This window comes from Pseudomonas sp. AC169, from assembly GCF_979258515.1.
In genome coordinates this window covers 6,641,183-6,656,076 of the sequence record NZ_OZ409866.1, presented here as the reverse complement: position 1 = coordinate 6,656,076, position 14,894 = coordinate 6,641,183, and the positions used below count along the sequence as shown (strand labels likewise).

At 63.6% G+C, this 14,894-nt stretch carries 1 protein-coding gene (cut by a window edge); it reads left to right on the top strand.

Translation table 11 applies throughout. The features are described from left to right. Positions 1 to 14,894, top strand: partial view of a non-ribosomal peptide synthase/polyketide synthase gene (locus ACZZ0G_RS29595; protein ID WP_463558689.1) — the 3' portion only. The gene continues 2,950 nt to the left of window position 1, outside the view; only the last 14,894 of its 17,844 coding nucleotides appear in the window; its start codon lies beyond the left edge, outside the window; its stop codon occupies positions 14,892 to 14,894.

Sequence of the window (14,894 nt, the reverse complement as noted above, 5' to 3'; positions counted from 1 at the left end):
TGGCGCGCGAAGATCAACCCGGGCAACCGCGCCTGGTGGCGTATTTCACCGAGCAGAGCCAGGTCGAACCGCTGGCCGTGGCCGAGTTGCGCGCGCACCTGTTGAGCCAGTTGCCGGAGTACATGGTGCCGGTGGCCTTCGTCAGACTCGACGCATTGCCGTTGACCGCCAATGGCAAGGTCGACCGCAAGGCGCTGCCGAAACCAGAACTCACCGCACTGTTCACCCGCGAATACGAGGCGCCGCACAACGAACTGGAAAGCGCCTTGGCGCAGATCTGGGCGCAGGTGCTGCAGGTCGAGCGAGTAGGGCGTCAGGATCATTTCTTCGAACTCGGCGGCCATTCGCTGTTGGCCATGCGCATGGTGTCCCAGGTTCGCCAGCGTCTTGGCGTGGAGCTGGCGCTGGGCGATCTGTTCGCCAACGCCGAACTGGCCGCGGTCGCCGAGGCAGTGGCGCAGGCCGGGCGCAGCACGCAACCGGAAATTGTCGCGGTGGTCCGTGACGGCGCCTTGCCGCTGTCGTTCGCTCAGCAGCGCTTGTGGTTTCTGGCGCAGATGGAAGGTGCGAATACTGCGTACAACATTCCCATCGGCCTGCGCCTGCGTGGGCAATTGAATGAACCGGCCCTGCAACAAGCCTTGGCGCGCATCGTTGCGCGGCATGAAACCCTGCGCAGCCGTTTCGCCCAGTTCAATGACCAGGCGCAAGTGCTGATCGCCCCGGTCGACAGCGGTCTGCTGCTGCGCGTTGAAGACCTGCGCCAACACCCGCAAGCCGACGAGACCTTAGCGGCGCTGATTCAGGGCGAGGCTTCAGGGCCGTTCGACTTGCAGGATGATGCGCTGATTCGCGGTCGCTTGGTGCGCCTCGCCGACGATCATCATGTGCTGCTGCTGACCCTGCACCACATCATCTCTGATGGCTGGTCGATGGGGGTTCTGACCCGTGAACTGATGGCGTTGTATGAGGCGTTCAGTCAAGGTCAGCCGGATCCGTTGCCACCGCTGGCGCTGCAATACAGCGATTACGCAGTGTGGCAGCGACGCTGGCTCAGTGGTGAGGTGTTGCAGCGCCAAAGCGAATACTGGCAACAGACCCTGGCCGGCGCTCCGGCGCTGTTGACGCTGCCGACTGACCGCGTGCGCCCGGCACAGCAGGATTACGCCGGCAATACCGTCGAGGTGGTGCTCGACGAACGCTTGAGCGCCGCACTCAAGGCCTTGGCTCAGCGACATGGCGTGACGATGTACATGCTCATGCTCAGTGCCTGGGCGAGCCTGTTGAGTCGTTTGTCCGGGCAAGCTGAAGTGGTCATTGGTTCGCCGGTCGCCAACCGTACCCGCGCCGAGATCGAAGGCTTGATCGGCATGTTCGTTAACACGCTGGCCCTGCGTATCGATACCTCGGGCGAGTTGAGCAGCGAAGCGCTACTGGCGCGGGTCAAGACGCGCACGCTGCAAGCGCAGGCGCATCAGGATCTGCCGTTCGAGCAAGTTGTGGAAATCACCAAACCGGCGCGCAGCATGGCGCACAGTCCGCTGTTTCAAGCGATGTTCAGTTGGGACAGCGGCCACGGCGCCAGCCTGAGCCTGGGCGAGCTGACGCTGGAAAGCGTCGCCGAGCCGAGCCACTTTGCCAAATTCGATTTGTCGCTGACGCTGGCAGACGCGCCGGGCGGGGTTCGCGGTGTGCTGGAGTACGCCGTTGCCCTGTTCGACGAATCGACCATTGAGCGTTATGTCGGTTACTTCCAGCGACTGTTGCAGGCAATGGTCAACAACGATCAAGCGGTACTGGAGCAGGTGGCGCTGTTGGCAGATGACGAGCGTCAGCATCTGCTGTTCGATCTGAACGCAACCGCCGTCGCCCACGATCTCGAGCAGACCGTTCATGGTCGCTTCGAGGCGCAGGTATTGCGCACACCTGACGCTGACGCCGTGGTGGCCGGTGAGCTGCGTTTGAGCTACGCCGAGTTGAACCGCCGCGCCAACCAACTCGCTCATCACTTGCGCCAGTGCGGTGTCGATCGCGATTCGCGGGTGGCAATTTGCGTCGAGCGTGGGCCGGAGTTGTTGGTCGGTCTGCTGGCGATTCTCAAGGCCGGCGGCGCTTATGTCCCGCTCGACCCGGGTTATCCCGCCGAACGTCTGGCCTACATGCTTGAGGACAGCGCGCCCGTGGCGGTGCTGGTGCATGCGCCGACGCGTGCGCTGATCGGCGAGTGGGCGGGCGTGCGGGTCGATTTCGACCAGTGCACCTGGCAAGACCTTGCGCAGAGCAATCCGCAGGTGCCGGACTTGAGCGCGGCGAATCTGGCCTATGTGATTTACACCTCCGGCTCCACCGGCACGCCGAAAGGCGTGATGGTCGAGCACCGCAACCTGGGCAATCTGCTGCACTGGAGCGCCGGGCTGTGTCCGCTTTATACCGGCGCCGCGCTGCTGCAGAAAACCCCGTTCAGTTTCGACGCTTCGGTGTGGGAGCTGTTCTGGCCGTTGACCAGCGGCATGCGCCTGGTCCTCGCCGGCCCGGACGATCACCGCGATCCGGCCGCGCTGGTGCAGCTGATTCGTGAGCAACAGGTCAATGTCGTCCAGTTCGTGCCGGCGCTGTTGCAGCAATTTCTTGAAGTGGAAGAAGTCGGTGAGTGCAGCAGCCTGAGCGATGTGTTCTGTGGCGGCGGTGAACTGACTGCCGCGTTGGTGCGCAGTGTGCGCGAGCGTCTGCCGCAGGTGCGCCTGCACAACGTTTATGGCCCGACCGAAGCCACCGTCGACAGCACCGTGTGGACGCTAGAACCGCATGCACCGGTGCCGCAAGGCGCGCCGCCGATTGGCAAACCGCTGCGCAACACCCGCGTGTACATCCTCGATGCTCATCGGCAACCGACGCCATTGGGTGTGGTCGGCGAGATGTATCTCGGTGGCGTGCAGGTGGCGCGGGGGTATCTGAATCGGCCTGAGCTGACGGCCGAGCGCTTCCTCGACGATCCGTTCAATGATCAGCCCGGCGCGCGTTTGTACCGCACCGGCGACATCGCGCGGTATCTGGCCGATGGCAACATCGAGTACCTGGGACGCAACGATGATCAGGTCAAGATTCGTGGTTTGCGCATTGAACTGGGCGAGATTCAAGCGCATCTGGCGCATATCGACGGCGTGCGTGAAGCGGCGGTGCTGGCCCGTGAAGACGTGCCGGGCGATCAACGGCTGGTGGCGTATTACAGCGGCGAGCTACTGGAAACAGATCAGCTACGCAGCCAATTGCTCACGCATCTGCCGGATTACATGGTGCCTGCCGTGTTTGTGCATTTGCAGGCCTTGCCGCTGAGCCCCAACGGCAAACTGGATCGCCAGGCTTTGCCGGCCCCCGACCAGTCGGCGCTGTTGACCCGCGCGTACGAAGCGCCGGTCGGTGAAGTCGAAACCGTGATTGCCGGTATCTGGGCCGAGTTGCTGAAGGTTGAGCGGGTCGGGCGCTTTGATCATTTCTTCGAGCTGGGCGGCCATTCGCTGCTGGCGGTCAATCTGGTCGCGCGCATGCGCCGGGCTGGCCTGCCGGCGGATATCCGCGTGTTGTTCGGTCAACCGACGCTTGCCGCTTTGGCAGCGGCGGTAGGCGGAGAGCCTGAGGCAGCGGTGCCGGCCAATCTTGTTCCGGCCGATTGCACGCGCATCACGCCTGATTTGCTGCCACTGATTACGCTGGATCAAGCGACGATTGACCGCATCGTTGCGAGTATCCCCGGCGGTGCGCGCAACGTGCAGGACATCTACCCGCTGGCGCCGTTGCAGACTGGCATTCTGTTCCATCATCTGTCGGCCGCGCAGGGCGATCCGTATGTGCTGCAGGCGCAGTTTGCATTCGTCGATGAACAGCGTTTGCAGGCCTTCACCACTGCGCTGCAACGGGTCATCGAGCGCCATGACATTCTGCGCACTTCGCTGTTTTGGGAAGGCCTTGAAGAGCCGGTGCAAGTGGTCTGGCGTCAGGCTTCGCTGGGCTGCGAGGCCTTGCAGCTGGACACCGAAGCGGGCGATGCGCTGAGCCAGTTGCGGAGCCGCTTCACCATCGATAACTACCGCATGCCCGTCACCGAGGCACCGCTGATGCGCGTGGTGTACAGCCGCGACGCCGCCCATCAACGGGTGGTGGCGTTGTTGCTGTTCCATCATTTGGTCATGGATCACGTCGCGCTCGAAGTGTTGCAGCATGAGATGCAGGCGTTTCTGCTGGGCAATGCCGAGCAACTGAGCGATCCGGTGCCATACCGCAATTACGTGGCGCACACCCAGGCCGGTCTGAGTGAGCAAGAGCACCAAAGCTTCTTCCGCGAGATGCTCGGCGCCGTCGATGAACCGACCTTGCCCTACGGTCAGAATCTGGCCGATGACGGCCCCGCGCAAGAAGCGCAGTTGACGCTGGAAAACACACTCAGCCACAGCGTACGTCAACAGGCACGGCGCTTGGGTGTCAGCGCCGCCAGCCTGATCCACCTCGCCTGGGCGCAGGTGCTGGGGCAATTGTCCGGGCGCGATGCCGTGGTTTTTGGCACCGTCTTACTCGGCCGATTGCAGGGCGGCGAAGGCTCGGAACGGGCGCTGGGTGTGTTCATCAACACCTTGCCGCTGTGCATCGAGCTGAACGCCCACAGCGTCAAAGGCGCGGCATTGGCGACTCATCAACGCCTGAGTCAGTTGCTCGCTCATGAGCACGCGCAATTGGCGCAGGTGCAGCAGTGCAGCGCGATGCCGGCGGGCACGCCGCTGTTCAGCACACTGCTGAACTATCGTCACAGCGCTCCGGTCGGGTCGGTGTCCGCCGAGGTGCAAGCGGCGTGGCAGGGCATGCAATTGCTGGCAGCCGAGGAGCACACCAACTATCGCCTGACCCTCAGCGTTGACGATCTCGGTGAAGGTTTCAGCCTGAAAGTATTGGCCGGGGCCGGCATTGATGCGCAGCGTATCTGCGGGTACATGCAGCGGGCGTTGAGCGTATTGCTCGATGCGCTGGAGCACACGCCGCACATGGGTTTTGATCGGTTGTCGATCCTGCCGGTGCATGAGCGTGAACAGTTGCTGGTGAGCTTCAACGCGACCGAGGCTGACTACTCGCGCGGACTGACGATTGCCCAGCGCTTCGAATCGCAGGTCGCCGAGCGTCCACAAGCGGTAGCAGCGGTGTTTGCCGGGCAGCCACTGACTTACTTGCAGCTCAATCGCCGGGCCAATGCGTTGGCGCATCACTTGATCGAATCAGGCGTGAAACCTGATGACCGCGTGGCCATCGTCGCCCGTCGGGGTCTGGATACGTTGGTCGGTCTGGTCGCCATCCTCAAGGCTGGCGCCGGTTATGTGCCGATCGACCCGGCGCATCCTGCCGAGCGGATCAGCTATCTGCTCGGCGACAGCGCGCCGGTCGCGGTGCTCACTCACAGCGATCTGCACGAGAGACTACCGGCGCTGGCCGTGCCAGTGATCGATATCGACCTGTGCGCATGGCCGGCGCAGGCGCAGCACAACCCTGCGGTGCCGGGTCTGAGCGCTGCGCACCTGGCGTACATGATCTACACCTCGGGTTCGACCGGTCTGCCCAAAGGCGTCATGGTCGAGCATCAGACGCTGTCGAACCTGGTCGACTGGCACTGTGAAGCGTTCGATTTACGCGCCGGCAGCCACACCTCAAGCCTTGCCGGGTTTGGCTTCGATGCGATGGCGTGGGAAGTCTGGCCGGCGCTGTGTGTGGGCGCGACCTTACACCTGGCACCGACCCATGACGGCAGTGAAGACATCGACGCATTGCTCGAGTGGTGGCGCGGGCAACCACTGGAGGTGAGCTTCCTGCCAACGCCGATTGCCGAATACGCATTCAGCCAGAACCTCGATCACCCGACTTTGCGCACCTTGCTGATTGGTGGCGACCGCTTGCGCCAGTTCAACCGCGACCAGCGCTTCGCCGTGATCAACAACTACGGCCCGACCGAAGCCACCGTGGTCGCCACTTCCGGGCGTATCGACGTCGGCACGGCATTGCACATCGGCAAACCGGTGGCGAACGCGGCGGTCTACTTGCTTGACGAGCAGCAACGCCCGGTGCCAATGGGCGTGATGGGCGAGTTGTACGTCGGTGGCGCGGGCGTGGCCCGGGGTTATCTGAACCGCGCCGATCTGACCGCCGAGCGCTTCCTGCGCGACCCGTTCAACCCCTTGCAGAATGCGCGCATGTACCGCACCGGTGACCTTGCGCGCTGGCGCGAGGACGGCACGCTGGAATACCTGGGACGCAATGACGATCAGGTGAAAATCCGTGGCATGCGCATTGAATTGGGCGAGATCGAGACCCGCCTCAATCAGCTCCCCGGGATCAACGAAGCGGTGCTAATGGCCCGCGAGGACCAACCCGGCCAGCCGCGACTGGTGGCCTATTTCACCGAACAGGCAGGGGCCGAGCCGCTGGCGCTAGGCGAGTTGCGCACACAGTTGCTGACACAGCTGCCCGATTACATGGTGCCGTCCGCGTTTGTCCGGCTCGAAGCTTTGCCGCTGACCGCCAATGGCAAGGTCGATCGCCGAGCATTGCCGAAACCGGATCTGGCCGCGCTGCCGACTCGCGAATACGTGGCGCCGCAAGGCCAACTGGAAACCGCCTTGGCGCAGATCTGGGCCGAAGTGCTGCAAGTCGGGCAGGTCGGCCGGCACGATCATTTCTTCGAACTGGGTGGTCATTCGCTGTTGGCGATGCGCATGGTTTCGCTGATCCGTCAGCGCCTCGGCGTCGAGCTGGCGCTGAGTGATCTGTTTGCCGACGCGCAATTGAGCGCAGTCGCTGAAGTATTGAATCGCGCCGGGCGCAGCGTGCTACCGGACATTGTGCCGGTGCCGCGTGATCAAGCGTTGCCGATGTCCTTCGCCCAACAGCGCCTGTGGTTCCTGGCGCAGATGACGGGTGGCAACTCGGCGTACAACATTCCCCTCGGCTTGCGCCTGCGCGGCCACCTCCACGTTGATGCCCTGCAAGCGGCGCTGGCACGGATCGTTGCCCGCCACGAAACCTTGCGCAGCCGTTTCATCAGCCTCGACGACAGCGCTCACGTGTCGATTGCCCCGGTCGACAGCGGTTTACTGTTGCGCGTGGAAGACCTGCGCCGAGACTTGCAAGCCGAACACACCTTGCAGGGATTGATGGCGCAGGAAGCCTCGACAGCATTTGACCTGCACAACGATCCATTGATTCGCGGACAACTGGTGCGTCTGGCCGACGATCATCATGTGCTGCTGTTGACCGTACATCACATCGTTGCCGACGGCTGGTCGATGGGCGTGCTGACCGGTGAGGTGATGGCGTTGTATCAAGCGTTCAGCCACGGTCAGCCGGATCCGCTGCCTCCACTGACCCTGCAATACGGCGACTACGCGGTGTGGCAGCGTCAGTGGCTCAGCGGTGAAGTGCTGCAGCGGCAGAGCGACTACTGGCAGCAGACCCTCAACGGCGCGCCGGCCTTGTTGACGCTGCCTACCGATCGCCCGCGACCGGCACAACCGGACTATGTCGGCAGCCACGTCGAGGTGCTGCTGGACGAGCGCCTGAGTACCGGCCTCAAAGCGCTGAGCCAGCGTCACGGCGCGACCCTGTTCATGACCCTGATGAGTGCCTGGGCAATGCTGATGAGTCGCCTGTCCGGGCAGTCCGATGTGGTGATCGGCTCGCCGGTGGCCAACCGCAGCCGCGCTGAAGTCGAAGGCCTGATCGGCATGTTCGTCAATACGCTCGCCGTGCGCATCGACACCTCGGGCGCACCGAGCGTCGAAGCGCTGCTGGCACGGGTCAAGGCGCGGACACTTGAGGCGCAGGCGCACCAGGATCTGCCGTTCGAGCAGGTGGTGGAAATCACCCGGCCGGTGCGCAGCCTGGCCCATAGCCCGCTGTTCCAGACCACGCTGAACTGGGACAGCGGCGTCGGCCCGCAACTGGCGTTGGGTGATCTGACGCTGGAGGGCGTTGCCGGCCCGGACGAGGTCGCCAAGTTTGACCTGACGCTGACACTGGGTGAGGTCAACGGGGTGATTCGTGGCACGCTGAACTACGCCACAGCGTTGTTCGAAGCGCCGACGATTGCGCGTTATATCGGTTACTTCGAGCGCCTGCTCGAAGCAATGATTGCCAGTGACCAAACGCTGCTGGAACGCGTGCCGTTGCTGGCGGCGGATGAGCGCCAGCGCTTGCTCAGCGACTTCAACGCCACCGCGCGTGACTACCCGCAAACGCTGACCGTGCACGGGATTTTCCAACAGCAGGCCGCCGCGCATCCCAAGGCTGTGGCGGCGGTGCATGGCGCACATTCGCTCAGCTACTTTGAGCTGAACGCTCAGGCCAACCGGCTGGCCCATCACCTGATCGCTCACGGCGTGCAGCCGGGTGACCACGTGGCGATTCTGCTGCCACGTTCGCTGGAACTTCTGGTCGCGCAACTGGCCATTGCCAAATGCGCGGCGGCCTATGTGCCGCTGGACATCCATGCGCCGAGCGAGCGCCAGGCGTTCATGGTCGAGGATTGTCAGGCAGTGGCGCTGTTGACCCTCAGCAGCGAAGTCATCGACTACGCCGCGCCGCGCATCGATCTCGACACCCTGACCCTCAATGGCCAGCCGACGCACAACCCGAACCTGGTGCAATCGTCCGAGACACTGGCGTACATCATGTACACCTCCGGTTCCACCGGCACGCCGAAAGGCGTGATGGTGCCGCACCGGGGCATCGGCCGCTTGGTGCTCAACAACGGTTACGCCGATTTCAATGCGCAGGATCGTGTGGTGTTCGCCTCGAACCCGGCGTTCGACGCGAGCACCATGGACATCTGGGGGCCGTTGCTCAATGGTGGTCGCGTGGTGATCATCGACCATCAGACCTTGCTCGATCCGAATGCCTTCGGCCGTGAACTGAGCGCCAGTGGTGCGACGATTCTGTTCGTCACCACCGCGCTGTTCAACCAGTACGTGCAACTGATTCCGCTGGCACTCAAAGGCCTGCGGATTTTGCTGTGCGGCGGCGAGCGTGGCGATCCGGCTGCGTTTCGTCGCCTTTTGGCCGAGGCACCCGCGTTACGCATCGTGCATTGCTACGGCCCGACCGAAACCACCACCTACGCCACCACATACGAAGTGCCGGAAGTGGCGCAGGACGCCGAGAGCGTGCCGATTGGCGGGCCGATTTCCAACACTCAGGTCTATGTGCTCGATGCGCATCAGCAACCGGTGCCGATGGGTGTGACCGGCGAGCTGTACATCGGCGGGCAGGGCGTGGCGCTGGGTTACCTGAACCGACCGGATCTGACCGCCGAGAAATTCCTCCGCGATCCATTCAGCGACACGCCGGGCGCGTTGCTGTACCGCACCGGCGACCTCGCGCGCTGGCTGGCGCCGGGGCAACTCGATTGCATCGGGCGCAACGACGATCAGGTGAAGATTCGCGGCTTCCGCATCGAACTGGGAGAAATCGAGAGTCGCCTGCTGAACTGCGCGGGGATCAAAGAGGCGGTGGTGCTGGCGCGCCGCGACGGACAGGACACTCCGCGTCTGGTGGCTTACTACACGGCGCACGCGGGACTGTTGGACAGCGCCGCACTGCACGCGCAATTGCATGCCCGTCTGCCGGAATACATGCTGCCGACGGCGTGGGTGCAACTCGAGGTATTGCCGCTGAACAACAACGGCAAGGTCGACCGCAAGGCACTGCCGGCACCGACCCAGGAGGCGCTGCTCAGTCGGGTCTACGAGGCGCCGGCCAATCCACTGGAGGCAAGCCTGGCGCGGGTCTGGGCCGAGGTGTTGCAGGTCGGGCAGGTCGGTCGCCACGACAACTTCTTCGAACTCGGCGGCCATTCATTGCTGGCCATGCGCATGCTCTCCCAGGTACGCCAGCAATTGGGCGTGGAACTGGCGCTGGCCGATCTGTTTGCCAACCCGGAACTGGCGGCGGTCGCCGAGCTGTTGAGTCAGGCCGAACGCAGCCGCTTGCCGGAGATTCTGCCGGCACCGCGCGATCAGGCGCTGCCGTTGTCCTTCGCCCAGCAACGCTTGTGGTTCCTCGCGCAGATGGACGGCGGCAACACCGCCTACAACATTCCTCTGGGCCTGCATTTGCGTGGCCGCCTCGATGCCGTGGCCCTGCAACGGGCATTGGCGCGGATCGTCGCGCGTCACGAAACCCTGCGCAGTCGTTTCGCACAATTGAACGACGAAGCGCAGGTGCTGATTGCCCCGGTCGACAGTGGCCTGCCGCTGATTGAAGAGGATTGGCGACAACAGCCGCAGACCGACGAGACCTTGCGCGCGCTGATCGAAACTGAAGCGCGCGGACCGTTCAATTTGCAGGACGGTTCATTGATTCGGGGACGGTTGGTGTGTCTGGCCGATGAGCACCATGTGCTCTTGTTGACGATGCACCACATCATCTCCGACGGCTGGTCGATGGGCGTGCTGACCCGCGAACTGATGGCGCTGTATCAGGCGTTCAGCCACGGCGAGGACGATCCACTGCCGCCACTGGCCCTGCAATACGCCGACTACGCGCTGTGGCAAAGGCGCTGGCTCAGCGGCGAGGTGTTGCAGCGCCAGAGCGATTACTGGCAGCAGACCCTGGCCGGCGCCCCGGCCTTGTTGAGCCTGCCAACCGACCGCGCACGCCCGGCACAACAGGATCACCACGGCGGCAGTGTCGAGATCGTGCTGGACGCGCAGACCAGCGCCGGTCTCAAGGCGTTGTGTCAGCGCCACGGTGTGACGCCGTACATGGTGCTCATGAGCGCGTGGGCAATGTTGCTTGCGCGCCTGTCCGGGCAATCCGATGTGGTCATCGGCTCGCCGGTGGCCAACCGTAACCGTGCCGAGATCGAAGGGTTGATCGGCATGTTCGTCAACACCCTCGCGCTGCGTATCGATACCTCCGGCGATCTGACCGGTGCGGCGCTGCTGGCGCAGGTCAAGGCCCAGACGTTGGCCGCGCAGGCGCATCAGGATCTGCCGTTCGAACACGTGGTGGAAATCACCCGGCCGGTGCGCAGCCTTTCCCACACACCGTTGTTCCAGACCCTGGTGAGCTGGGACAGCAGCGTCGCGCCCGCCCTGGCGTTGGGCGGGCTAACGCTGGAAGGCCTGGCCGGGGAAAATCACTTTGTGAAGTTCGACCTGTCGCTGAGCCTGGGGGAAAACCCGCAAGGCATCCGAGGCGCGCTGCGCTATGCCACAGCGTTGTTCGATGAGTCGACCGTGCAGCGTTTTGTCGGTTACTTGCAGCGCTTGCTGACGGCGCTGGTCAGCGATGATCAAGCAGTGTTGGCGCAGGTCAATCTGCTTGCGGCGGATGAACAGCAGCGCTTGCTCGGCGACTTCAACGCGACGCAAGTCGATTGCCCGGTCGAGCAACCTATCCAGAGCCTGTTCGAAGCGCAGGTGCAGCGCCAGCCTGAAGCCATCGCCGTGCAGTCGGGCGAACACAGCCTGACCTATCGCGAGCTGAATGCCCGTGCCAACCGTCTCGCGCATCACCTGCGCGAACAGGGCGTGGGGCCGGATGCGCGAGTGGCGCTGTGCGTCGAGCGTGGACTCGATCTGGTGGTCGGGTTGCTCGGCATTCTCAAGGCCGGTGGCGCCTACGTGCCGCTGGATCCGGCTTACCCGGCGGAGCGCCTCGACTTCATGCTCAGGGACTGCGCGCCGGTGGCGGTGCTGGTCCACACAGCCACCCGATCGTTGTTCGTCGAAAGTGAGGTGGCGTTGATCGACTTTGATCAATGCACCTGGCATGACCAGTCGCAAAGCAATCTGCAGGTGCCTGGCCTGAGCCCTGCGAATCTGGCCTACATGATCTACACCTCGGGTTCGACCGGTACGCCAAAAGGCGTGATGCTGGAACATCGTGGCTTGTGCAATCTGATGCATTGGGGTTCGCAGATCTGCCCGCCGACCCCGGAGAGCGCGTTGTTGCAGAAAGCGCCGTTCAGTTTCGATGGCTCGGTGTGGGAGTTCTTCTGGCCGCTGACGGCCGGTGTGCGTCTGGTGCTGGCACGACCGGGCGGCCATCGGGAACCGGCCTATCTGGCGCAAGTGATTCGTGAGCAGCGGGTCACTGTGGTCAAGTTTGTGCCGGCGCTGTTGCAGCAGTTTGTTGAACTGCAGGAGATCAGTGAATGCACCAGCCTCACCGACATTTTCTGTGGTGGCGGCGAACTCACCGCGGCGCTGGCCGCTGCTGTGCGCCAGCAACTGCCGTGGGTGCGCCTGCATAACGTGTATGGCCCGACCGAAGCCACGGTCGACAGCACGGCATGGACACTGGAACCGCACATGCCTGTGCCAACATCGGAATTGCCGATCGGCAAAGCCATCTGCAACACCCGCCTGTATGTGCTCGATGCGCACGACCAACCGGTGCCGCTCGGCGTCATTGGCCAGTTGCACATAGGTGGTGTCGGCGTGGCGCGCGGTTATATGGGACTGCCGCAGATGCAGGCTGAACGCTTCATTGACAGCCCGTTCGTGGACGGTGATCGCTTGTACCGCACCGGCGATCTGGTGCGATACCGCGCTGACGGCAACCTTGAGTTCCTCGGGCGCAACGACTTCCAGGTCAAGCTGCACGGCTTGCGTCTGGAACTCGGTGAAATCGAAGCACGGTTGATCCAGCACCCGGATGTGCGCGAAGCGGTGGTGTTGATGCGCGACGAGCGTCTGGTCGCCTATTTCACTCTGCGCGACGGCCGCGCTGCACCGGCTATCGACACGCTGCGCGCGTTCATCCTCGAGCAGTTGCCCGAGTACACAGTGCCGGGCGCGTTTGTCGCGCTCGATATTTTGCCGTTGACTCCCAATGGCAAGATTGACCGTCAGGCGCTGCCAGCACCGGGCTTCGACGCTGTGCTCAGCCGACACTACGAAGCGCCGCAAGGCGAGGTCGAAAGCTTGCTTGCGCAGGTCTGGGGCGAGGTGCTCAAGGTCGAACAGGTCGGTCGCCACGACAATTTCTTTGAGTTGGGCGGGCATTCATTGTTGGCGATTCGTCTGGTCAACCTGCTGCAACGTGCGGGGCAACAGGTGACGCTGGCGGAGCTGTTCCAGCGTCCGAGTGTCGAGTCGCTGGCGGCGCTGCTCAGTCAACGCAGCGCAGTGCCCGAACATCCGGAAGGGCTGGTCGTGGTGCGTCCGGGCGAGGGCGGCAATGCGCTGTTCCTGATCCATGAGTTCAGTGGGCGGGACGTGTATTTCCCGGCTCTGGGGTTGCACATCGACGGGCAGTTTCCGATTTACGGTTTGCCCGGTGTGCCGCTGGGGCAGCCGCAACTGCGTACCCTTGAGTGCATGGCCACGCGGATGATCGGGATTATCCGCGCGGTACAACCCCATGGGCCGTATCGTCTGGCCGGGTGGTCGTTTGGTGGCTTGCTGGCGTACGAAGTCGCGCAGCAATTGCTCGGTCTCGATGAGGCGGTGGCGTTTGTCGGACTGCTCGATACCTACGCGCCACATCCCGCAAGTCAGGATAAAACCCGCTGGATTGGCGAGCATCGCGACAAGCGTCAATTGCTCGAGCACTGCCGCGCGCGTTCGCAGATGCGTGGTGCAGAAGGGCTGCCAGCATTGGCTGACGTAGAGAGGCTTGAGGCTGAAGTCGAACGGATCGCCTTCGACGAGCTGTTCCAGCGCTGCTGCGAACAGCAATTGCCCGACCCGGAACTGGCCGCACTGACGGCGGCGCAGGCCTGGAGTTACTTCGATCGCGAGGCTGCTCATGGTCTGGCGCTGGCGCATTACCGGGTCAGCCCGGCCAGTCAGCCAGTGCACTTGTTCCGCGCTCAGGCATTGATGCCGGGGCAGGCACAACCGAGTCCGAGCCGTGGTTGGGAGAACAAGGTCGGCAGCGGTTTGCTGCGCTGCATCGATGTGCCGGGGGATCACCGTAGCATGATGAAAAACCCGGATATCCAGGCACTCGGCCAAGCCTTGAGTCAGGCCATGACGGCGGCGCAGGTCCCGCAACCACAGGTGTATCAGCCAGTATTGACGATCCAGAGTGGGCACGCCGGGCATGCGCCGATCTTCTGCGTGCCGGGGGCGGGCGACAGTGTCACCGGGTTTATTCACCTGACCGAAGCACTGGGTCCGGAATGGCCGATTTTCGGTCTGCAACCGCGCGGGCTCGATGGCAGCGGCGTGCCGCACAGTCAGGTTGAAGCGGCGGCGGCGTGTTACCTGCAAGCCGTCGAACAGTTGTATCCGCAAGGCCCGGTGCACCTGATCGGCCATTCGTTCGGCGGTTGGGTCGCGCATGCCATGGCGGCGCAGTTGCAGGCGACCGGGCGTGAGGTAGCGTCGTTGACCTTGATCGACAGCGAATCTCCCGGCGGCAACGGTACGGCGGGCAAGCCGTACACGACGACCGCCGCACTGGAACGCTTGATCGAGACGCTGCAACTGTCCAGCGGCAAGTCGTTGGGCATCGATCCGCTGGCGTTCGCCGAGGCTGACGACACCACGCAAATGCGCCTGTTGCACGAGGGCATGGTGCGCGCCGGTGTGTTGTCTGCGCGTTCGTCGGCGCAGGCCATGCACGGCCCGGTCCGCACCTTCGCCACCGCGCTGCGCACGGTCTATCAACCGCAACGGGCCTACACCGGGCCGGTGCGGCTGGCGCTGGTCGATGACCCGACGCTGGATGCCTGGGGCAATCAGCGCGAGCACGCGGCGATGGTCGAAGGCTGGCAACGCCAGGTCGCGGATCTGGCGGTGTGGTACGGGCCGGGCAACCACTTCACGATTCTCAAGGCGCCCAACGTCTTCAGTCTCGCGGCGTGGTGGCATGACGGCCTGAAAGTGCCGGCCGGCCAAGTGTTGTCATGA